Annotated in this window: 21 protein-coding genes; 2 read left to right on the top strand and 19 right to left on the bottom strand. The window is 55.6% G+C overall.

All coding sequences use genetic code 11. The features are described 5' to 3' along the window. Positions 1-16: 16 nt before the first annotated feature. The 19 genes from CCASEI_RS05500 to CCASEI_RS05405 all read right to left on the bottom strand — a co-directional run bounded on the left by CCASEI_RS05500 (position 17) and on the right by CCASEI_RS05405 (position 21108). Positions 17-310 (bottom strand): YggT family protein, encoded by a 294-nt coding sequence (locus tag CCASEI_RS05500; RefSeq protein WP_006823515.1) that lies wholly within the window; start codon positions 308-310, stop codon positions 17-19. A gap of 88 nt (positions 311-398) precedes the next feature. Continuing rightward, a complete protein-coding gene (locus CCASEI_RS05495) occupies positions 399-845 on the bottom strand; it encodes a cell division protein SepF (RefSeq protein WP_006823514.1) in 447 nt (148 codons plus the stop codon). Between the two features lie 41 nt (positions 846-886). Next, complete coding sequence (locus CCASEI_RS05490) at positions 887-1615, bottom strand: YggS family pyridoxal phosphate-dependent enzyme (protein ID WP_025387415.1); 729 nt, start codon at positions 1613-1615, stop codon at positions 887-889. Then, a complete protein-coding gene (pgeF, locus tag CCASEI_RS05485) occupies positions 1616-2344 on the bottom strand; it encodes a peptidoglycan editing factor PgeF (RefSeq protein WP_025387414.1) in 729 nt (242 codons plus the stop codon). Between the two features lie 21 nt (positions 2345-2365). After that, a complete protein-coding gene (ftsZ, locus tag CCASEI_RS05480) occupies positions 2366-3628 on the bottom strand; it encodes a cell division protein FtsZ (protein WP_006823512.1) in 1263 nt (420 codons plus the stop codon). A 185-nt stretch (positions 3629-3813) separates the two neighbouring features. Further along, positions 3814-4473 carry a cell division protein FtsQ/DivIB gene (locus CCASEI_RS05475; RefSeq protein WP_051461193.1) on the bottom strand — a complete coding sequence of 220 codons (660 nt, stop codon included), beginning with the start codon at positions 4471-4473 and terminating at the stop codon, positions 3814-3816. Next, on the bottom strand, positions 4474-5874 hold the full coding sequence (gene murC / locus CCASEI_RS05470) for a UDP-N-acetylmuramate--L-alanine ligase (protein WP_051461245.1): 1401 nt from the start codon (positions 5872-5874) through the stop codon (positions 4474-4476). It lies immediately after the preceding gene. Between the two features lie 33 nt (positions 5875-5907). Next, complete coding sequence (gene murG, locus CCASEI_RS05465; RefSeq protein ID WP_025387411.1) at positions 5908-7002, bottom strand: undecaprenyldiphospho-muramoylpentapeptide beta-N-acetylglucosaminyltransferase; 1095 nt, start codon at positions 7000-7002, stop codon at positions 5908-5910. 9 nt (positions 7003-7011) lie between these two features. Next, the gene (locus CCASEI_RS05460; protein ID WP_025387410.1) at positions 7012-8643 is read right to left on the bottom strand and encodes an FtsW/RodA/SpoVE family cell cycle protein; all 1632 of its coding nucleotides are present in this window, start codon (positions 8641-8643) and stop codon (positions 7012-7014) included. After that, on the bottom strand, positions 8640-10052 hold the full coding sequence (gene murD / locus CCASEI_RS05455) for a UDP-N-acetylmuramoyl-L-alanine--D-glutamate ligase (RefSeq protein ID WP_025387409.1): 1413 nt from the start codon (positions 10050-10052) through the stop codon (positions 8640-8642). The genes CCASEI_RS05460 and murD overlap by 4 nt, the downstream gene beginning before the upstream one ends. 18 nt (positions 10053-10070) lie before the next feature. Then, on the bottom strand, positions 10071-11180 hold the full coding sequence (mraY, locus tag CCASEI_RS05450) for a phospho-N-acetylmuramoyl-pentapeptide-transferase (RefSeq protein ID WP_025387408.1): 1110 nt from the start codon (positions 11178-11180) through the stop codon (positions 10071-10073). Positions 11181-11198: 18 nt separating this feature from the next. Beyond that, positions 11199-12734 carry a UDP-N-acetylmuramoyl-tripeptide--D-alanyl-D-alanine ligase gene (locus tag CCASEI_RS05445; RefSeq protein WP_025387407.1) on the bottom strand — a complete coding sequence of 512 codons (1536 nt, stop codon included), beginning with the start codon at positions 12732-12734 and terminating at the stop codon, positions 11199-11201. Next, positions 12731-14491: a Mur ligase family protein gene (locus CCASEI_RS05440; RefSeq protein ID WP_025387406.1), complete on the bottom strand. Its 1761-nt coding sequence runs from the start codon at positions 14489-14491 to the stop codon at positions 12731-12733. Before CCASEI_RS05440 ends, CCASEI_RS05445 begins: the two co-directional genes overlap by 4 nt. A gap of 67 nt (positions 14492-14558) precedes the next feature. Beyond that, complete coding sequence (locus CCASEI_RS05435; protein WP_025387405.1) at positions 14559-16427, bottom strand: peptidoglycan D,D-transpeptidase FtsI family protein; 1869 nt, start codon at positions 16425-16427, stop codon at positions 14559-14561. A 516-nt stretch (positions 16428-16943) separates the two neighbouring features. After that, positions 16944-17825, bottom strand: a complete 882-nt coding sequence (locus tag CCASEI_RS15450) for a hypothetical protein (protein WP_006823502.1) — start codon at positions 17823-17825, stop codon at positions 16944-16946. A 4-nt stretch (positions 17826-17829) separates the two neighbouring features. Continuing rightward, positions 17830-18876: a 16S rRNA (cytosine(1402)-N(4))-methyltransferase RsmH gene (gene rsmH, locus CCASEI_RS05420; RefSeq protein ID WP_025387402.1), complete on the bottom strand. Its 1047-nt coding sequence runs from the start codon at positions 18874-18876 to the stop codon at positions 17830-17832. Between the two features lie 201 nt (positions 18877-19077). After that, positions 19078-19512, bottom strand: coding sequence for a division/cell wall cluster transcriptional repressor MraZ (mraZ, locus tag CCASEI_RS05415; RefSeq protein ID WP_025387401.1), 435 nt, complete (start codon positions 19510-19512; stop codon positions 19078-19080). 504 nt (positions 19513-20016) lie between these two features. Further along, a complete protein-coding gene (locus CCASEI_RS05410) occupies positions 20017-20421 on the bottom strand; it encodes a DUF3040 domain-containing protein (protein WP_025387400.1) in 405 nt (134 codons plus the stop codon). Between the two features lie 234 nt (positions 20422-20655). Next, positions 20656-21108 carry an SAV_6107 family HEPN domain-containing protein gene (locus tag CCASEI_RS05405; protein WP_006823498.1) on the bottom strand — a complete coding sequence of 151 codons (453 nt, stop codon included), beginning with the start codon at positions 21106-21108 and terminating at the stop codon, positions 20656-20658. 262 nt (positions 21109-21370) lie between these two features. Between CCASEI_RS05405 and CCASEI_RS05400 the strand changes: the two genes are divergently transcribed. Further along, complete coding sequence (locus CCASEI_RS05400) at positions 21371-21928, top strand: GNAT family N-acetyltransferase (RefSeq protein WP_006823497.1); 558 nt, start codon at positions 21371-21373, stop codon at positions 21926-21928. 31 nt (positions 21929-21959) lie between these two features. Then, a complete protein-coding gene (locus CCASEI_RS05395; RefSeq protein ID WP_006823496.1) occupies positions 21960-23060 on the top strand; it encodes a polyprenyl synthetase family protein in 1101 nt (366 codons plus the stop codon). Positions 23061-23063: the final 3 nt, after the last annotated feature.

Here is a 23063-nt window from a genome sequence, read left to right as displayed (position 1 = left end):
TCTTCGCGGGTTGGCATTAAGTCAGAAAAATGATCTGCACAATGAACTGCAGGACTTGCAAAATGATGAACAAAACAAGCACTGACAAGTCAAGTGCGACCCCACCCATTTGCATCGGTGGAATGATCCTTCGCAACGCATTTACCGGCGGATCTGTGATTACGAACAGTGGTTCAGCAATCACCATGAACCAACGCGGAGGGTTAAATTGGCGCGAAAAGGACTGGATCATCTCAATAATAATGCGGATAATCAGCACTAAGGTGTAAAGCCTTAGCAACGAGAACAAAATGATTCCGAATGCAGTCACGCATTAACCCTATCAGCCGTAGTTAAAACCCACACAACCCCACCTTTGAGGGTGGGGTTGGCATCTCTATCAAGGTCTAAATCTGTGTTTAACGCAGACCCGCTACGTCTTCGAGTTCAGCAGTTGGGATTACTGCATCCTCCGGAACGATAGCGAATACGCGACGGTCGGTGTCCAAGTCGCGGGTCAGGTTAAGCATCTTGCCGCGCAGACCGAAGCACAGGCCCGCTGCGAAGTCGATGAAGCGCTTAGCAACATCGAAGTCAGCGTCAGTTACCTCAAAGACAACTGCGTCGCCGTCACGGAATGGCTCGCCGATCTTCTGCGCCTGGTTGAAGGTCACAACGGTGACAGCAACGATGGTTGGCTCGAATTCAGGCTCAGCAATGGTGCGAGCGTAAGCCGATGGGCGTGGTGCGTAGGCCGCGGAGCCGTGGGTTTCGTAGCGCGGCTCATCAGCGTAGTAAGCGTCGTCTACGCCTGCCTCAGGCTCACCGAGGCCGAAAAATTCTTTGGTCTTTACCAGAAAAGACATTCATTACTCCCTTTGAGATGCCGGGTATTTGTCGTTGGCATTTAACCTAATGGCCGTGCCCCCATTATTCCGGTTCCGACACGCACGATATCCGTTCCCGCCGCAATTGCTTCTTTGAGATCTGCACTCATACCGGCGGACAACTTCATTGGGCGTTTTAGCTGCTCACCTAGTGAATCAGCAAGCTCACGAACCGCAGAGAAAACTTCTTTCGCAACCGTATCAAGCGGTGGTACAACCATCAACCCACGAAGTTCCAAGTTAGGCAAATCTTCAATAATTTTCGCCAGTTCCTCTACCCCATCCAGGGCAACTCCCCCACGCGCAGTGTCGCCGTCGTATGAGACCTGAATGAAGACGGGAAGTGATTCGCGTCCAGCATTGTCTACGCCGCGATTCAAAGCGTTAGCTAGCTTTTCAGTATCCACTGAGTGCACCGAATGTGCCCACCGCGCCACATGGTTAGCCTTTTTGGTTTGAACCTGACCAATCATATGGAAATGCACATCCGGCAGTTCTTCTGCCTTGCCACGGGCTTCCTGTTCCCGATTTTCTGCCACATCTTTAATACCAAGTTCGGCTAGTAGCGCGATATCGGCTGCTGGGTGGAACTTCGTCACCGGCAATAGTTCAGGAACATCCTGACGTCCGAAATCCTTGGCAAGCTGCTCAATGAGCTCGCGTGTTGATGTCAATCCAGCTGCCAGTTCTTCACTGCGGGAATTGCTATGGTCTTCAGCACTGCGGATATCTCCAGAGCTGGCGGTCATTTATTTCTCCTCCTCGAGCCAAATCAGGCCCGCTTGGCGGCCAGTCTTGCCCTGGCGGCGGTATGAAAAGAAGTCAGTGTCTTCAATCGTGCAACGGGGATCAGCTTCGATAGCGGTCACGCCCTTGCTCATGAGCTGGCGGATGAGTCCTGCGCGAACGTCTACTCCCCAGGTGCCTTTGGTAGTTCGCGTCTTCGAACCAGGCAAATGTGCTTCGACATCATTGGCCATGTCTTCCGGTACTTCATAGTTGCGCCCTGCTGCGGCTGGTCCCAAAAGTACTTGGATGTTGGCAGGTGTTGCGCCGAGCTCCACCATCTTGTCAATCGTGTTGGCCACAATTCCGTTGCGTGCACCCATGCGACCGGCATGGGCCGCTGCGATAACGTGCGCCTTGGTATCGGCGAACAGCACTGGCACGCAGTCTGCCACTAACACGCCTAATCCCAAGCGCGGCGTGGTCGTGACGATCGCATCGGTTGCTTCAACTGGTACTTGCGTCGATTTATCAACAACGGTCACTGTGTTGGTGTGCAGCTGTTCCATCCAGATGATGTCATCGACACCTGTGACTTTGGCAAGGCGCTGACGGTTGGCGGCTACGGCTTCGGGGTCATCACCCACGTGGTCACCTAGATTAAAGGAGTCATATGGGGACGCCGAAGCCCCGCCGGCACGGGTGGTAAACACCATGCGGACGGGGCGGAAATTTTCCTCGTTAACTGGCATGCATCCAGACTAGCGCGTTATTTAGCGCATGAAGTCTGGAACATCCAGATCATCGCCACCAGCGCGGCGACGGTCACGCTCAGGCTCGCGCTCACGGCCGTATTCACGGTCACGGTCGCGGTCGCGGTCACGGTCACGGTCGTCTTCGCGGCTGGTGAAGAGACCAGAACCGGATGGACGGGAGTGGCGTGGTTCGTAGCGTGGCTCTTCGCGCACTGGCTCAGGCTGCTGCTCTGGGACATCGCGGTTATCAAATAGGGAACCTGGACGTGATTCCAGCTTTGGCTCTTCCTTTGGTGCAGGTGCTGCCTTCTTGTTGTTTACACCCTGCAGGTTAGCCTCAGCATCAAATCCGGTAGCAATGATGGTCACGCGGACTTCATCACCCAAGTTGTCGTCGATGATGGTACCGAAGATGAGGTTAACGTCCTCGTCAGCCTTCTCCTGGACCATGATTGCTGCCTGATTAACTTCCTGCAGACCCAGGTCGGAGCCACCAGCAACGGAAAGCAGAACGCCCTTGGCGCCTTCCATGCTGGACTCCAGCAGTGGAGAGTTAATTGCTTGCTCTGCAGACTGCATCACGCGGTCTTCACCACGTGCGGAGCCAACGCCCATCAATGCAGAACCAGCGTCGGACATGACGGAGCGAACGTCCGCAAAGTCAACGTTGATCATGCCTGGGATAAGAATCAGGTCAGAGATGCCCTGAACACCGTTATGCAGAACCTCATCGGCTGCGCGGAACGCTTCCATCATGGAAAGGTTCTCATCACCCAGCTGCAGCAGGCGGTCGTTAGGAATAACAATGAGGGTGTCACAGACCTCACGCAGAGCATCGATGCCCTCGAGTGCCTGGCGGGTACGACGGTTACCTTCAAAGCGGAATGGCTTGGTCACAACACCGACGGTCAAAGAGCCCTGCTTCTTGGCGATGGATGCCACGACAGGAGCTGCACCAGTACCGGTGCCGCCACCCTCACCAGCGGTGACGAAGACGAGGTCTGCGCCAGCTAGTGCATCTTCAATTTCGGACTTGTGGTCTTCAGCGGAGGTACGTCCGACCTCCGGGTTAGCACCGGCGCCCAGACCGCGGGTCAATTCGCGGCCGATATCGAGCTTTACGTCAGCATCGGAAAAGAGCAGCGCTTGGGAGTCAGTGTTAATAGCAATGAACTGAACACCTTTGAGGCCCTCTTCAATCATGCGGTTAACGGCGTTTACTCCGCCGCCGCCGACACCGACGACCTTGATGTCCGCGAGATTATTACTTGGAGTGGTCATTAGAGGCGCTAGCACCTTTCGTTCGTGGAATGTCTGGTTCGTCAACGAGGAAATCGACGCGTTGTTTCCATCATTAACGACACCGATGTTATTTTCGGGTTCATTTCGCCGCGTGTCGCTACCCTCAACCTTGGGTTTAGAGTTGTTGACATGCGGTTTTGCTCGTCCCCCAGCATACGGCGAAGTCAGGGTCGGCTGACAAGTGAGGGGTTAGAAATATTCCAATTATCGCCCTCCATCTGCAATACCGCAGACAAAGCGCGAGCCTTGTTCTCATTGTCTTCGTTGGCACCCCAGATGATAGAACGCCCATCTTCCATATGCACACGCATCACATAAGGTTCTTCGACATCGAGGCGCGCAATCTGAGCGCGAAGCTCTTCCGGAATCGAAGCAATGACCTCTACAGGATCAGAGAGATTCTCGGAATCCCATTCACCGGTGATTTCCACTGCTTCTGCTGGTGGTTCATCAATGATGAATTCGCGTCCATTGGTATCAATGAGGTGCGGGCCATCCTCGGCGTTGACGAAGGCAGCTACTTCACGTTCTGTGAGTTCCACAACAAGAGTGTTGGGCAAGCTGCGTCCCACCGTTGCGGTAGCTACCCATGGCAAGCTCGCAACGTTTGCTGCAGTGTCATGAGCATTGATGCGCAACAGATTTGCACCATCAGGAACACCTGCTGCTTCTTCGATCTGTTCATTGCTCATGCGGGAGTTGCCCGTGACCTCAATGGTGGTCACGCGGAAAATGGGGATGAAATACACCGCCAACCCGAGGACCACGGCAACAGCAATGATGATGCCGATTATCTTGGCGATGAGCTTGGAAGAAATCTTCATCTAGCCTTGGATCTCCTCCAGAATTTCTGCAGCCAGCAATGTCACTGAGCCTGCGCCCATGGTCATGACCAAGTCATTGCTGCCAGCAATCTCAGCCACCGTTGTCCTGGCTGCCGAGAAGTCTGGTTCATAGGTGACATCCACGCTGTCATCAATCTCATCTGCGATGATGCGTGAGGAAACGCCTTCAACTGGCTTTTCACGCGCACCGTAGATATCGAGCAGCACCACAGAATCTGCCAAGGACAATGCCTGCGCGAACTCATTAGCAAATTCGATGGTGCGCGAATACAGGTGTGGCTGGAAGCAGACCACAACGCGTCCGCCCTGTCCTTCAGCAGAGACCTTGTCGCGGGCAGCACGTAGCACGGCAGCAACTTCAGTTGGATGGTGCGCGTAGTCGTCATAAACGCGAATGTTGTCACCAGCGGTGCCGCGGTATTCAAAGCGGCGGCGCACGCCCGTGAAATCGCTCAAGCCTTCAGCTAGCAACGCTGGGTCTGCTCCGACAAGCTCACCGGCAATCAACGCTGCCGCCGAGTTGAGCACCATGTGGTGTCCTGGAATCTGCAAGTCATATGAAACCTCACCGGAAGGAAGCTTCACGGTTACTGCGGTGGACTCCTGCCCTACTGCCTCAGTAAGAATTTCCGCGCCGGCTTCAATGCCTGAGTGCTTTGCCAGCGCTTCGGAGGAACCATAGCCGAACACGCGCACGCCATACTGTGCTGCGCGCATACCAAGCTCGGCTGCATTGTCATCTTCAACGCAGACAATCAATGCGCCGCCCGCATTGATGCGGTCAGCGAAGTCATCAAAGACCTTGAAATACGCCTCGTGCGAGCCGAAGTAGTCCAAGTGGTCCGGCTCGATGTTCGTAACAACCGCAATATTGGGCTCGTATCGCAGCAAAGATGCATCGGACTCATCTGCCTCAGCAACAAAGATGTCATCTTTACCGTGATGGGCGTTGGTGCCCGCGCGGTTGAGCTGACCACCAATCGCGAATGATGGGTCCTTGCCTGCTGCTTGCAGTGCAGTAACAACCATCGAGGTTGTCGAAGTCTTGCCATGAGTACCGGCGAGCAACAGCTGCGTGCGGTCCTGCATGAGCTCTGCCAAAAGGTCGGAGCGGCGGATAACAGGAATATCAGCTTCGCCTGCTGCGACTAGCTCTGGGTTATCCTGCGGAATTGCTGCGAAAGAGGTGACCGCCACGGTTGGCTTTTGCCCAAGCTGGTTGAGGTTCTCGCTCTTGTGGCCAATGGCAATCTTGGCGCCCATGGTGCGTAGAACTTCCACGGGAGTGGAGTCTTTGACATCTGAGCCTGAGACTTCCATGCCGCGGGAGAGCAGAATGCGCGCGAGTCCGGACATACCGGAGCCGCCGATGCCAATCATGTGGACGCGTGAAAGGTCGATGGAGTTATTCACTTATTTGGATTCCTTTTCTTCTACTTCTGCAACGTCTGAGGCAATGCGGTCGGCCAAAAGCTTAGCCACATCGCCGGCACCACTGTCTTGTGCGGCAGCAATCATCTGCTGGCGGCCTACTTCATCACGGGCAATCTTCATGACTTCCTCAGTCAGACGCTGCCCTGTCAGTTCAGCATCATCAATGAGTATCGCGCCGCCGGCATCCACCACGTGTTGCGAGTTCAATGCTTGCTCGCCGTTGCCGTGTGGCAGCGGCACGTAGATAGCTGGCAATGATGCCGCCGTGATTTCTGCAACGGTCATAGCACCGGAGCGGCAGACGGTTAGGTCAGCGACTGCTAATGCTGCAGCCATGTCTGAAATATATGGCACCGGCACATAACCGTCTTGTGCTTCTGGTGCCTCATTCTTTGGGCCATAGGCATGGAGTACTTGAACGTGTTCCAGAAGCCCTGGAAGTGACTCAGCAACTGCGGCATTGATAGAGGCTGCGCCCTGGGATCCGCCGGTGACCAGAAGAACTGGCTTGGAATCATCAAAGCCCCAAGTTTCACGACCCCGTGCAGCAGCAGAGCCATCTTCGTCTTTGCCCAATTCAGCGCGAATTGGGATGCCCACTACTTCACCTGGCATGCCTGAATTATGGGTTGCGTTGAATCCTGCCCCGCCGAGCTTTACGCCTAGTTTGTTGGCAATTCCTGCCTTGGCGTTGGACTCCAGAACATAAAACGGCAATCCCATGGACTTTGCGGCCAAATAAGCCGGTGCGGCGACATAGCCGCCAGTGCCCAGCACTGCTTTTGCGTTGACGTCTTTCAATACCGTGCGGGTCTGCCCCACTGCCTTGGCAATACGGAAAGGCAGCTTCACCAAATCCATGCTTGGTTTACGTGGAATGGGCACCGGAATAATCATGCGCAAATCCACCCCGCGGGCAGGAATAATCTCCCCTTCAAGTCCCTTGCGGGTGCCCAATGCGGTAATCCGCGCGCCGTGGTGAGTCTTTAAAGCCTCACCTACAGCCAAGGCGGGTTCAATATGGCCGGCAGTGCCGCCACCTGCAATAACGACCGATAATACATCGTTGCTCATGCGTTTAGCCTACCTTTTCTCACGTGGACGCCGGTTATCAGTTACTGCCTGCCCAAATCGCTTTTCGCGCTCAGCATCGCGCGCGCGGCGAGTTTCGCTGCGACGCGGTTGAGTCCTTTGGATATCTCCACCTGGGGAGGCTGCGCGGCGGTACTCCCCGCGGCCAGCGGCAGCGCTGCGCGCTCCGGCACGACGCTCTGACTCGTGTTCTGCCACGCGGCCATCGCCATATTGATTGGCACGGTCAGCTGTTACCTGAGCGGTGTTGCGGCTAGCAGCACGACGAGATGGTGCCGAGTGACGGCCAGGACGTGCTGAGCCATCAATTGGGTCTGGCTCTGGAATGTTCAAGATACGGTCAAACAGTGGGCGGCCATAGTTCTGCATTGCAGAAATCTGCATCGGTTCGTGTCGTGCCACGTTCGCCAACAAGCCCATGGATGCAATCGTGATAATCGCTGAGGTACCACCCGCAGAAATCATCGGCAGCTGAATACCGGTGACAGGAAGAAGACCCACGACGTATCCAATGTTGAAGAATGCCTGCGCGACAACACCAGCGGTCAAGGTGGCTGCCATCAGCGCTTGGAACTGGTTTTGCGCACGCATCGCGGTGCGCACGCCGAAGAAGCCCAGCAGTGCGAATAGCAGGATGACCAAGGCGCCACCAAATAGACCCAGTTCCTCGCCCACGATGGCGAAGACGAAGTCATTCTTTGCCTCTGGCAGGTAGAACCATTTCGCACGCGACTGGCCAATGCCAACGCCGGTTAATCCGCCATCAGCCAGAGACAAGAAACCCTGGTAAGCCTGGAAACCGGTACCTTGGGTGTCTTCAATATTGCCGGTTAAGGCATCAAAATAGGTGTGGAAACGATTAGAACGGAAGCCACCACCGAGAAACAGTGCAACTGCGGATAGAACCGCCAACACCAGAATCATGGCAATAACCATCCAGTTCACACCGGCGAAGAACAAGGTAAAGATGACTACCGCGGCAAAGGACATACCCATTCCGATATCGCCCTGCGCGATGATGAGTCCGAACATGATGCCCGCAATAATCGAGTACATGGTGAAAGGCTCACGCAGGCCGAAATTGCGGTGTACTTTGTCCGCCAGCGCTGTCGCGCCATAGAGGCCAATGGCCACGCGGGCAAGCTCTGAAGGCTGGATACTCGCAGGTCCCAGAATGATCCAGGACTGCGAGCCCACCTCATCACGGCCCGTACCAATGCCCGGAATCAGAACGGCGATGAGCAAGACAATGGACAGCGCCAGCAACCACGGCACTAGTTTGCGCACAAATGAAGGCCGGATGCGCAATGCCAGCCAGAACATAAACAGGCCGGCGACCACCATCAAGGTTTGGCGAATTGCTTCGGTCCACACGCCGGTGGATTCCACGTAGGAGGTGGCCATCGATGATGAAAACACCATGATGATGCCAATGCCGATGAGCAGGAAGATAATGATGCGAAGCATCAAATAGTCCAAGCCGGCACGCGAATCCATGTACTCTTTGGCGTTGGCTAGCCAGCCCATCTTGGATGTGCGCTGGGGCTTTTCACCAGCCGCCGCGCCATGAGAACGTGCTCCACCTCGGCGTGGATCGCTAGCACGGGACTCAGTCGCCGTCATTGTTTAAGCTCCTCGCCTTGTGTTAGCTTGCGCGCGTTGAGTGCGAATAAGTCGCCGCGCTGGCTCATTCCTGAATACATATCCAACGATGCCGCAGCGGGCGCCAAAAGCACGGTATCTCCCGCCTCGGCGTGTTGAAGTGCCGCCGCCACGGTGCGCTGCATCGCTTCCTCGCCGTCGGTGTCTTCAATAAGAACCACTGGCAGTTCGGGAGCATGTTCTTTGAGCGCGGCAGCAAGAATCTCGCGGTCTTGTCCCAGCAGCACCGCAGCTTTCAGCGCTAAGTGATGTTTTTCCACCAAGTCATCTACTTCTGCGCCTTTGAGCTGACCGCCGGCGATCCAAATAACATCAGATAACCCAGCTAGTGCCGCTTCAACGGCATGCGGGTTAGTGGCTTTGGAGTTATCAATAAACTTGACTCCATCTGCCTCATGCACAACTTCGCCGCGGTGAGCATCCACGCGGTAGGCGGCTAAGCCAGCGCTAATCGATTCCGCGCTCGCACCCGCCGCATACGCCACCGCCGCAGCGGCACAAGCATCCAAGACACCCGCGATCCCCGCGGGCTCAATTCCCTGCGCGCTGGCGAGACGAGTAGGTGGGTTGCCCACCACGATGTCATTATCAATAACACCGACGCCCCCGTCTTGTGGTTCACCGGCGGTAAAGCTGGTGACAATACCGCGGGGACGAATATCAATCGCGGCCTGCACCACGTGTGGGTCATCTTGGCCAATCACGGCGACTTCACCAAGAAAAGCCTTGGCTTTGTCCCGAGCATAAGCATCAAAGCTGCCATGCCAGTCAATATGGTCTTCAGCCAGATTCAGCACCGTGCCCACCCGGGGGCGCAGGGTGCTGGACCAATGCAGCTGGAAAGAAGAGAGCTCCACGCACAGCACATCCACCCGCGGGGTCGCCGCGAGTGCAGTAAACAACGACACCCCTATATTACCCGCTGCACTAGCGCGCAATCCGGTTTCTGCTTCATTGGCCTGCATCATTGCAGCCAACATGCCGGTTGTGGTGGTCTTGCCGTTGGTTCCTGTCACCACCAACCAGGTGCGATTGGGTCCGAAGACCTCTGCACGGTCAAGGCGCCAGGCTAGTTCCACATCACCAATGACCTCCAGCCGTGCTGCTGAAGCAGCCGCCAGCAGTGGTGAATTCGGGCGCCAACCTGGTGAGGTCACCACCAAGTCATAGGAGGACGCCGCGAAATCCACGTCTTCCGGTGCAATGGCGGCTACCCCGAGGTCATCGGCAAGCTGCTTGCGTGTTGTGGCGTTTCCGTCCGCAACGGTGACGTCGGTGCCAAGCTCTGCCAGGATTGCTGCGCATCCTCGGCCTGATACCCCGCCACCGGCGACCAGAACTTTTCGTGGAAGCTTCAGCGTGGAATCCATAATCTTGTATGACCTTTCTTAAAGGATGCCTGCGCCGGTAGCTAATAGCCATTCGCCGTAGAAAATGCCCACGCCGGTAATCGCTGCCATGCCGGCAAGCAACCAAAAGCGGATAACAACTGCGGTTTCAGGCCAGCCGCCATTTTCAAAGTGGTGGTGAATTGGTGCCATGCGGAAGAAGCGTTTGCCGGTGGTCTTAAACACCAGAATCTGAATAACAACAGACGCGGCCTCCACCACGAAGAGTGCACCGACGATGATCATCAACAGCTCAGTACGGGTGGTTACGGACAGACCCGCGACGAGGCCGCCAAGGGCCAAGGAGCCGGTGTCGCCCATGAAGATTTTTGCCGGCGCAGCATTCCACCACAAAAAGCCGAGTGTGCCGCCCAAGCCCGCCGATGCCAAAACGGCCAAATCCAGTGGGTCACGCACCTGGTAACAACCAGCGACGTAGCCGACCTCGCAGGAGTTACGGAACTGCCAGAAGGTGATGATGGAGTATGCGCCCATGACAAAGGCCGTGGAACCGGCCGCGAGACCATCCAGGCCATCGGTGAGGTTGACCGCATTCGACCACGCCGCAATAAGGATGTACATAAACACCAAAAAAATGATGATGCCAATGATGGTTGGCCCAATCGCGATATTAAAGGTTGGGATATCGCGCACAAAGGACAAATGCGTGGTCGCAGGTGTTAAGCCATTGCTATCTGGGAACTGGAGAACCAATAGACCAAATGCCAGCGCGAGCGCTAGCTGACCTACCAGCTTTGCGGTCTTGTTCAGCCCGAGGTTGCGAGACTTGAACAGCTTGATGAAGTCATCTGCAAAACCCAGCGCGCCCAGGCCCAAAGTCAAGCCTAGAACCAGGATTCCGGAGACGGTAAACCCGCCGGTGCCGGTTAGGGAACCGTAAGTGTTCACGGCAATATAGGCGATGGTGATACCCGCCAGGATGGCCAAACCACCCATGGTTGGCGTGCCACGCTTGCGCAAGTGCGACTTGGGGCCGTCCTCACGAATCTCTTGGCCTTTGCCGGCGTTAGAGAAGTAACGAATAAGCCATGGGGTAAAGAAGATCGCCACAAGGAAGCTGATGACGCCGGAGGCCATAATCTGAGTCATTGTTTCATCACTATCCTTTTAATCTTCGCCGTTGAGCAGGCGTTCAGAGACCAACCAGAGCCTCTGCGCATTTGAAGCTTTGACCAGGACCACATCTTTCAACTCGCGTTGCGACCAGTCTTCTACCCCAGCCGGTGGGGTGTTGAGGACGTCCTCGATGCGCCAAATAGCGTCATCGATATCCTGGCTAACCATAGTATTTATACCGCGTCCGTGCGCAGCGTCTGCCATCGCCTCACAGTTCTTGGAATCACCAACAACAATCAAGGTGTCAACATGGAATTTCGCTAGTTCTGCGCCCAGGGCATAGTGCGCATCAATTGCCTGCTCACCCAGCTCGCCCATCTCACCCAGCACAGCAATGGAGCGGGCATCTGGACGGCCTGACGTGGTGTAACCCAATGCTGCAATAGCGGCACGCATGGAATCAGGGTTTGCGTTATAGGAGTCATTAATAATGGTGACTCCATCACCGCGGGTGTGCACATCCATGCGGTGTGCGGATGCATTGCGATGCCCGCTGAGGGAATCAGCCACAGCTTCCACCGAGAGTCCTGCCTCGATGGCAGCGGCGGCCGCCGCCAAAGAGTTGGATACTTGGTGCACACCGAAGACCTGCAAAGTCACCGATACTGGCTGTGCACCTGGTGCGTGCAGCGTAAAGGATGGACGCGCCACATTGTCCAAAGAGATATCAGTCGCGTAATAGTCCGCGCCAGCAGCCGGTGGATTCGCCGAAGAATAGGACACCACCTTCGCTGCGGTGCGCTTAGCCATCGCGATGACAAAAGGATCATCAGCGTTTAAAACAGCCACTCCGCCATCGCCTACCGATGGCAATGCCTCAACCAGCTCACCCTTTGCTTTCGCAATGTTTTCGCGGGAACCAAACTCGCCCAGGTGCGCGCTGCCAACGTTGAGCACCACGCCGATGCGTGGAGTCGCAATGTCAGTCAGGTGCTTGATATGGCCAATTCCGCGCGCAGAAAGCTCTGCCACCAAGTATTTGGTGTCCACATCACTGCGCAGCGCAGTGTAAGGATGCCCAATCTCATTGTTGAAAGAACCGGGCGGTGCCACCGTCTCACCATCGTGGCGCAAAATCGTTGCGATCAAGTCTTTCGTCGAGGTCTTGCCAGCAGAACCAGTAACACCAATGATAGTCAATTCGTGATCCTCTGCCAGCTTCTTCGTCACATAGTGTGCCAAATCCGAGAGTGCACGAACCACAGCGGCGGCAGAACCATCTGAATCATTGGCATAGATATCCGCATTCGCGCCATCTCCTTCAACGCGGCCGGTTGGGGCAACCACAATGGCTGGAACGCCTACAGGGCGGGCTGCTAATACCGCGACCGCGCCTTGCTCAATGGCCTTTTCTGCATAGTCATGGCCATCTACTTTGGCGCCTGGAAAGCACAGAAACAGCCCGCCTGGTGTGACCTTGCGGGAATCGAATTCCACAAAGCCGGTCACGCGCGCATCAGGGTTATCGACGCTGTCGAGTGAACCGCCGACGATATTTGCGATTTCTTTCAGTGTCAGGTCAATCATTTTTGCCTCCCATTGGAGTCTTCAGCAGCGTTGAGACGAGCGGCCCGCTTTGATTGTAATGCGCGGGAGACTTCTTCACGGTCATCAAAGTGGTGCATGGTCTCCCCGACCAGCTGCCCCACTTCGTGGCCTTTACCCACGACGATGACGGCGTCACCAGTTTGTGCCCAGTTGACCACGGCATCGATGGCTTCAGCGCGCGATGCAACTTCAATAATCTCTACCTCACGCCCGGAATCTTGCGCGCCTTCACGTGCGCCAGCAATCACTGCCGCACGAATCGGTGCTGGGTCTTCAGTGCGTGGGTTGTCATCAGTAACGACCACGAAGTCCGCCCGCTTGGCTGCAGCAGCACCCATCAGCCCGCGCTTCGAGGAATCACGGTCACCACCTGCACCGACGACTACGCCGATACGTCCGGCAGCAGCTTCGTCTCCCGCCGCAACTCCGCTGGAGGCGGCCGATGCTGCCTCCAGCTGGGAGCGCAGAGTATCTAAAACAGCCTCAATGGCTGCTGGCTTGTGTGCGTAATCAACAACGGCCACGAAATCCTGACCTTCATCGATACGCTGCATGCGGCCAGGGACCGCAACCTTGGTCAACGCGGAAATGAAAATGTCCAAGTCAATGCCCGCGGCACTCGCCATGCCCACGGCCAAGGCCGCGTTGGCGATGTTGAACTCTCCTGGCAATGGCAGGCGGAAATCAAACGAACGAGCGAGCTCAGCCTGAATCACTTCGGTATCACGCGAAGGGTTAATCTCCAGCGCAACGTGTTGCTCACCGGTGGTCTCAACGCTGTGTTGCCACGCCACTACCGTTCCTGGAACCAACAGCTCACGGGTGCGCTCACGCAGCATCACATCTGCTTCTACTGCTGCGGCTTTTTCTCCTGCGTGCGAAATCGCACCAGTGGTAGACACCGCAGTCAAGGGACCACCGGCAGCATCAACCATGTCAGCGAGGCGCTCGCCCCACGCATCATTAATGCAGACTACCGAGTGGCGTGCGGCACCGTCACCGATAAACAGAGCTGACTTCGCCGCGAAGTATTCTTCCATCGTCGGGTGGAAATCCAAGTGGTCTTGGGACAGGTTAGTAAACCCACCAACCGCAAAGTCCACACCATTGACTCGGCCCAGTTCCAGTGCGTGGGAGGAAACCTCCATGACCACGTGGCTAACGCCTTCTTCCACCATGCGGGAAAAAAGCTCCTGCAGGGTCGGTGCTTCAGGCGTGGTCAGCTTGGTCTCTATTGGCTCTCGATTAATGCGAGTACCCGTGGTGCCAATTAGACCAGTGGAATATCCCGCGGCTAACAGACCAGTCTCTAGCAAGTATGTAGTTGTTGTTTTGCCCGAAGTGCCCGTGACACCAATGACAGTTAGTTGCTTGGTTGGGTGCCCATAGATTTCTGCTGAAACATCACCCAGCACCGCGCGAATATCATCAACCACAATGATCGGACGATCAAAGGCCTTCACCTGGGCACCCTCTACGCCTTCTGTGCCCTCCGCGCCAGCTTCCGCTGAGGAGGCGGTGAGGATTTCCACGCCGCGGGCATCGGTAAGCACTGCCTTTGCGGAAGTCTGGGCGGCAAACTCTGCACCATGTGCGCGGGTGCCCGGAACAGCAGCAAACAGGTGCTCCGACTCCACTGCGCGCGAATCTAAGGTGATTGCATCAACCGTAACCGAAGCATCTCCAATAACCTCACCGCCTGCGATCTCCGCTAGCTTTTTAAGCGTTGTAGTCATATCAGCTGCGTCCTTATCCTTATGGGTTTGATTGTCGTGGGGAATATAGAAATTGTGAGTGTCTTCATCAGTATTGCGTCATTACCCAACGCTTGCCCTCCGGCGAGGTTGGAATGTTGTCACGGTTGAGCAACCAGGAAGCGATATCACTGAACAGCGGTGCTGCGGACTGCCCGCCGGAACCGTCATCATTGGTACCGGACTGTGGCTCATCCAGCATGATGGCAACCACAAAGCGTGGGTCATCAGCCGGCGCAATGCCCGCGAAGGTAATCCAGTACGCACTTTCAGAATAAGCACCGGTTTCCGGGTTGACCTTCTGTGCGGTACCCGTCTTGCCGGAAAGCTGATAGCCCTCAATATCATTGCCCATAGCCGTACCGTTTTGGACATACGCTGGGTCTTCCTGGAACGTCGAACGGAACATGTCCGTCACCGTCTTCGCTGTCTCCGGGGAAACAACCTGCGTGGTGCCTGGCTCATCTTGTGGAATATCCTTGCCATCGGCATCCGTAATCGAGTCAATAATGCGTGGTTCAACCCGCTCACCCTCATTGGCCATAGCCTGGTACACGCTAGCCATCTGCAAGGTTGTCCAGGACATGCCCTGGCCAATAGGCAGGTTAGCGAAGGTACCGCCGGACCACTGCTCTAACGCCGGCAACAAGCCCGAAGACTCATTAGGCAGCTCAATACCGGTGGTCTTGCCCAAGCCGAACTTCTCTAAGTACTCAGCGAATTTCTCTTCGCCCAGGCGCTCTGCAATCTGCAGCGTACCGACGTTGGAAGATTTACCGAAGATACCCGTGGTGGTGTACGGCTCCACGCCGTGCTGCCACGCATCCGCAACGGTCACGCCAGCAACATCAATGGAACCTGGCACCTGGTGGACTTCTTCCGGTGTGGTCAGTCCTTCCTCAATGGCCGCTGCCGCGGTCACGACCTTGGCCACCGAACCTGGCTCATAAGGGTGTGAGATGGAACGGTTTTCAAAGTCCTTGCCATCCGCCAACTGCGCCTCGATGTCCTTATTTGGATCGATGGTGCCCGTATTAGCCATGGACAGCACCTCACCGGTGACAGCATCCAAGACCACGGCCTCACCCATCTTGGCACCAGAATTATCTACAGCCTGCTCCAGCTTCTGCTGCACATAGGTCTGCAAATCCAAGTCCAAAGTCAGCTGGACATTGGAGCCATCAATGGCCTCAACCTCATCGCGGACCGTACCCGGAATCAACTGGCCATCGGTGGAAACGTCCTCGGTGGAACGGCCATCAATACCTGTAAGCAATGAGTCTCCGGATGCCTCAAAGCCAAACTGACCTTGGCCATCCATGGACACCTTGCCGATGATGTTTTCAGCAATCGCGCCATTCGGGTACTGGCGGATATCTTGATGGTCCGCAGCCACACCATGGTAGGTGTTAGCAATCTCGACCGCGATATCAGGATCAACATTGCGCACCAGCACCTCATACTGAGTATCCGCGCGCAGCTTATCCATGATCTGCTCAGAATCCACATTGGTGGTTGACGCACCGGATTCTTCAATGACATCAGGGATACCCTCTGCCATTTCTTCCAGGCGCTGTGTCAGGCGCTCGTCGAGAAACTCATTCTGCTCTTCCTCGCTCATGCCAGACAGTTCGCCCTCATTGCTGGCTTCGATCTCTTCTTGCTCACGCAACTCATCACGCAAACGCGTTGGTGACACGGTCAAAGAACGCGCTGCCATGGTGTAAGCAATGCGCTGGCCGTCACGGTCTACTACTTCACCGCGACGTGCCGGCTCCACGTACACCCGGGTGCGCTGCGCTTCCGCGCGCGCTGCCAAGTCTGGGCCCCACACAACTTGGACCCATGCCAAACGTCCCACCAACACGACGGTGATGATCAGCAAGATGCTGATGATCAAGTTCAGACGCTTCGCCATCATCGGCTGCTGCGCAAGAACCTTCTTCACTGCTTTCTTCGCGCCCTGCGGAGCAGCCGCCGGACGTGCTGCTTCCGCACGCTTGGCTGCTGCCTGCTGTTGCGCCGCACGTTGTGATGTTGTGCGCTGCGAAGCTGCGCGCCCCGCTCCTACACGGCGATCACCAGCGCGCATCTTTTCCCGATCGGATGGGGTCCTGGAACGGGAGGAACCTGCGCGGTACTGGTCAGCATCATTGGTGGACCAGTCTCTCGACGCATGGGAAGAGGGCCGGCGACCCCGGCCACTGCGACTTTCTTGGCGCCCCTCATTATGTCGAGGGGTTTCTCCGTCCTCGTTTCGGCGCCGGCGACGCGGGTCACCCGAATGTGGTGGAGTCACAGTGGTGTGTCACCTGCCTTCATAATGATCGAGAGTTAAGGAATAACCCAGGGCTTTGAAAGATTGTCCCTTCAGAAGTTGAATGCTTTTATGACTGTAGCCGGATCAATCCCCAAGGTGTGGGAGGCTTATCCCTTAGTCACCAGACTGATATGGAGTATCCAGGTTTTCTCCAACAGGCAGCGGAGTATCAGAAGCTTCTTCTTCAGTTGTTGGACGGCTTTCAACCGCATCATCAGCGTTTACGTCACCGATGCGCTGCTGCTGCCCTTGAGGAACTGCGTTGAGTTCATCAGACACGCCCTCAGTATCACTTGGATCACTAGTTGCCTGGCCGGTACGCACTGGTTCACCGTTGACATCAATGATGGCTTCGGTGCCCTGGGTTGCGGGTCGACGCTCTTCTACTGAGCCGTCTTCTTGAACCTCAACGATTCCGGGCTGGGTTGGGATACCCATGCGGGCATCAGCACCACGACGGGCAACGTCAGCTGAAGAACGAACCTGCTCCAAATCGCGGTTGAGGGTTTCCAGCTGGTTTTCCAGCTGTGACTCCTGGTAAGTCAATTGCTGAATGCGGAAAGTCTGTGAGGTAGACACACCAGAAAGCCACACGGCCAAGATGACGCCACCAACCAACAAGGCGATTGCCACAGCAGACAGGCGCGAAAAGAGAGTGACCTTCTTGATCGGCGCAACGCGACGACCGCGCTCAGTGACAACCTGACGCGAACCAAGACGGGACTTACGTGCCGGGGTAATCTGCGGGATTTCGCGACGCGTCGTGCGCGTTGGCGACACCGTACGTGTTGCCGTGCGCTGCTCACCACGAGTGGTGGTGCGCGTCTTGCGCGGCGTACGCGTTGGTGTTGCAGTACCGGTTGCCGAAGGAGCCGCGGTGTAGTTTCCGCGAGTCCTTACAGGGCGGTCAATCACATCGGTGGATGAACCCTGTGCGCGCTTGGTGCGTGTTCCCATGGTGGTTCTCTCTGTCCTGGTAGTGGTTGAATCTGCCATTTGATTAATCCCCTATCCCAGTTCCAGGTGGAATAAATGAATGTTCGCCTGCTAGTCGTTCAAACGCACGCACCCGCACGGATGCGGCACGTGAGTTTTCTGCAATCTCGTCTTCCGTCGCCTTTTCAGAACCACGTGTGATGGCCTTGAACTCAGCCGCGGTGCCAGGAAGATCAATTGGCAAACCGGCCGGCGTAGAAGAGGTAGTGAGGTTTTTAAACGCGGACTTCACCAGCTTGTCTTCCAATGACTGGTAGCTCATGAAGACCACGCGTCCACCAACAGCCAACGCAGTGCTAATGACAGGAATAACCTGTTCAATAGCTTCGAGTTCACCGTTGACTTCAATGCGCAGTGCTTGGAAAGTGCGCTTTGCAGGGTGGCCACCAGTGCGACGAGTAGCCGCAGGGATGGTGTTGTACAACAGCTCAACCAGACGGGCTGAGGTATCAAATGGTTGCTTATCGCGCTCTTTTAAAACCGCGGAAGCAATCTTGCCGGCGAAGCGTTCGTCGCCGTAGAACTTCAAAATATGCGCAAGTTCACCATGGGAATAGGTATTGAGGACATCCGCGGCAGTAATACCAGCGGATGGATCCATGCGCATGTCGAGCGGGGCATCAACTCTATAAGCAAAACCACGGTCAGCCTGGTCCAATTGCATGGAAGAAACGCCCAGATCAAACAGCGCGCCGGCAATGCCGTGCTCCCGTGCAATCTGGAAAATTTCTCCCTCGCCATCTGCAATAGCGGAACCGACTTCATCAAAGCGCTCATTGACGCCCACGAAGCGGTCAGCAAAAGGGGCAAGACGCTTGGTTGCATCAGCTAACGATGCCGCGTCACGGTCAACGCCGATAACGCGTGCTTGCGGAAATGTGTTGAGAAAGTACTCGGTGTGTCCGCCAGCACCCAAGGTGCCATCAATGATGACGGCGTTGCTGCCTGCTGCCTCAACAGCCAGCGCAATCAGCTCAGCCATGCGGGCTCGCATGACGGGGACATGCCCGTGGTTGTCTTCGATATCGAAGTTAACATCTGCATTACTCACGTGCTTGTCCCCCTTTCTGCTGGCTATTGGGATACTGTCCGCACATTTTCACATTTCGACAATGTGTTCTTACTTGGGTGCTGAGATGACTCGAGTGCGTATAGGGCCCTGTCCGAGGGACGTTCTGATATCGGGGAAGTACACCAGAAAATCAACCTCGGACAGAGTCCTTACACGCACTCTTTCCAGTTCTCATTCGCCTTACAACAAGCCACCGAGGACGTCATCCGCGTCGGCTGCCGAGTAGGCGTCTTCAGTTTGTGACTGGTATTCAGCCCAAGCGGCCGCGTCCCAAATCTCAAGGAAATCAACTGAACCGATAACCACGCACTCTTTAGAAAGACTGGCGTATTCACGGTGTGCCGCTGACAGTGTGATTCGACCGCTTCCATCAGGCCTTTGCTCATCCGCGCTGGCCGCCAGGTTACGAATAAACGCACGCGCTTCCGGATTCGTTCTAGACACGGCCGCTGCTTTGCGTGCTCTTTCCGCGAATTCCTCACGGGGATACACAGCCAAGGAGTGGTCTTGCCCTTTTGTCACCATCAGCCCTCCAGCAAGCTCATCACGGAACTTCGCTGGAAGTGTCAGTCGACCTTTGTCGTCAAGTTTCGGAGTGTAGGTTCCGAGAAACATCCCGGTTCCACCTTCCCTGCTTAACAACACCGGTTTCCTCTTTACGAATGTGAAGCCGTGTGAATGCTAGATTCTCACCACTTCTCACCCGCTGCGCCCCACTCTACCCCACTTTCACCCACCTATAACAGTTTTAGCCGCGTGTCACTTCAATAAAGCCAGCATATTCGCAGCTCAACGCACAGAAAATCAGTGGGGGAAATTCCCCAAAACCACCTTGACAGCCATCCCCCTGCACCCCTACAGCAACACCCACCACTGCAGCACCATTAACAAATTGGCTTGCTTAAGCACACACCGACCCCGCGACTCACTTGCGAACAGGCATTTTGACACCCAAAAGGATATCGGCAGCACCAGACCAACTTGCGAGGCGACTGGTGGGGCAAAGTGGGGACTGCGGGTGGGCGAAAGTGGGGACTTGCCTCCAGAGTCCAAAACGCCAACAGCCCGGCCCCGCTAAACGCGGACCGGGCTGTTGGTTAGTTAAAGAGCTGTAACTATTTAGCGCTCTTCGAATCGGCGGCGGAAGTTTTCCTCAAGCTTGCCGGCAGCACCATTGCTGTCAGCAGCGCCAGAACGACCTGACTTTGATTTCTTGCCCTTCTTGGAAGAACCAAGGGAGCCGGTACCTGAGCCGCGAAGCATCCAGATACCTGAACCAAACATAACCAGGAAGCCGGCAATGGATAGTAGTACGAACCATAGGCTGCTCTGCGCGAGGGCAACGCCGCCCACGAGCATGACCAAACCTACAACGACGAGCGCGATGCCGCGCAAAGTGATTGCGCCGCCGGAGCCAACAAATGAAGAGTCACTGGACACGGAGGCGCCAAACTTGGGATCCTCAGCAAGCAGCGACTTCTCGATTTCGCGAAGTGCGCGCTGCTCTTGCTCTGAAAGAGACACTGTTCCTCCAATTAGTCCGGGCTAATAATTTACGTTTTAGCTAAGTCAACAAACCGTCACCGTGTATTTCCTTCAAGTATAACCGAGGCGCTTACGCACCCGATTATCGATTCGGTGACATTATTTCTTGTTCTATCTACTACAACGCCCACACTAAGCGGTTAGTTCCCGGTTCTGCAGTTTCCTGCATCACCTTTTACAACAGTTACCCTCACTGGATTACCCCTGCCCGGCTTAAGCAGCCTGTCCGCCTATTCCATCAAAGTCATGAGTTCCGGATTCGGAGACTTCCAAGAAGCGGGCGGCCAAATCCATCAGGCCAAAGACTACGGAGTCTGCGACTTCCCGGTCCATTCCGGACGCCAGGCGAGAGCGCGTGCGGGAATAGGCACGAAACTTCTCTGCCCACTCTTTTTCAGCCACACCAACCAGGGACAAACGGTCCCACGCGGAGGTGGGAAGGCGTCGACGCTTAGACACCGTCGCAGAGCCAGCAACACAGGCACCAGCGGTTCGCAGTGCCGCCTGGTAAGCCTTTTCCAAAGCCTGATCCATACGGCCCTTCGCGGCATCTGACTTGGCATCAGCAAGAAGAAGCGCGGCCTGAGTCAGAAAACGCTGACGCTTAGCTCCTTGCCCACCCTGTCGTTGAACTCGTCGTGCTGTAGCGGAAATTACCTGTGCCATTGCCTTGCCTCCTTCTTCTTTCTGATTGCCGTTGGAGCAGTGTTCGTTTACGTGCCTCTTATATTAAAAGTGCGTTCGTACATTCATTCGCCAGTATAGTTCACATGTTCGAAAAGGTAAAGGTTTTTGCAGCACATAGACTTTCACGTTTTCGAAAATCCACGATCGGCTCACCGAAATTGGCACTGGAAAGAAGAACTAATTCGGGACTATCAGGGGCAATCTCCCCCACTGAAGGCAAAAGTTTTGTTAGATGGAGGATGTGTCATTAACAATCCGCCGTCTTTCACCACAAGAATTCGCGCTCAACGCCGGACCTTTGGTGGATATCTATATCAGCGCCATGGGCTATGACCCTGCGATCCGTGATGGACGGGTTTACTCATGGCAGCGAGAGATCATTCGGCCTGGATTTACCGCACTTATTGCCGAGGATGCTTCCGGAGTGTTGGCCGTTGCCTACGGTTTCATTGGCACACCGGATTCCTGGTGGGACCGCCAACTGCGCCTAGCACTGCAGAAACGAGGCGGGGCAACCGAAGTAGAACAGGAGATTCTTCGCAGCTACTTCGAAGTCGCAGAGATTCATGTTCTCCCCCGCATGCAAGGCCACGGACTTGGCCGGGAGTTGCTCAAACAGCTGTTATGGAACGCGCCCGGCAAGTGGGCACTATTATCCACACCTGAGGTTCCGGGCGAATCCAACCGTGCATTTAGCCTCTACCGTTCTATGGGTTTTACAGACTTAGTCCGTCATCATCAGTACCCCGGTGACGAACGTCCTTTTGCAATCTTGAAGACGCAGCTACCGCTTTCCTAAAGTCAGGATAGCTAAAGGTAGGCTAAAAGCCATGACTAATTCTGAGGATTTCCACCAACTTCCTTTAGCCGACGTTCCTAAGCACGTTCGTGCTGAACTCGCCGACTTTTTGAAGGACCGCGAACCTCAGATCGCCAAAATCGGTAAGCCAGTCACCGAAGCCATTGAACACCTTGAGCGCTTCATCCTCGATGGCGGCAAACGCATCCGCCCGCTCTATGCGTGGGCGGGCTTCGTCGCTGCGGATGGCTTGCTGGGTGATGAAGACCCACAGGCTGTGCTTCGCGCGGCTTCTTCTTTGGAGTTCATCCAGTCCTGCGCACTCATCCACGATGACATTGTGGATGCTTCCGATACACGCCGCGGCAACCCAACCGTGCACCGTGCAGTCGAGGCAAAGCACCGCGAACTGGGATGGACGGGTAACTCCGAAGACTTCGGCCGCGCCGCTGCCATTTTGATTGGTGATATGTCGCTGGTGTGGGCAGAAGACATGTTCTTGGATTCAGGCATTTCTCAAGCAGCGATCCAGCGTGCCCGTGAGCCGTGGCGGGAGATGCGCACCGAGGTTATCGGCGGCCAGCTGCTTGATGTCTCTTTGGAAGCTGCTGCCATTGAATCAGTCGAGTTGTCTGATTCTGTCAACCGTTTCAAGACTGCTGCTTACACCATTGAGCGCCCGCTTCACCTTGGTGCGGCTATCGCTGGTGCACCGCAATCACTCGTTGAGGCATTCCGTGGATACGGCCGCGATATTGGTATCGCGTTCCAGCTGCGTGATGACCAGCTTGGCGTCTTTGGTGATCCAAAGATTACGGGCAAGCCTTCCGGCGATGATCTTCGTGAAGGCAAGCGCACGGTTTTGATGGCCATCGCACTGCAGCGCGCGGATGAACAGGATCCTGCCGCCGCACAGTTCTTGCGGGAGAATCTTGGTACCACCGCTGACCCCGTAGTGCTGTCAAAGATGGCACAGATGATTGAGGATTCCGGTGCGCCGGCCGAAATCGAAAAGCGCATCGATGACCTCACCCAATCTGGATTAGCGCACCTGGCTAAGGCAAACGTTAATTCTGATGTCACTGAACTTCTGCGTTCTTTGGCCATTAAGTCCACGGCACGAGCAAAATAGGGA

The sequence above is a fragment of the Corynebacterium casei LMG S-19264 genome, assembly GCF_000550785.1.
In the GTDB taxonomy this organism is placed as follows: Bacteria; Actinomycetota; Actinomycetes; order Mycobacteriales; family Mycobacteriaceae; genus Corynebacterium; species Corynebacterium casei.
This window is presented reverse-complemented; position numbering and strand designations above follow the sequence as displayed.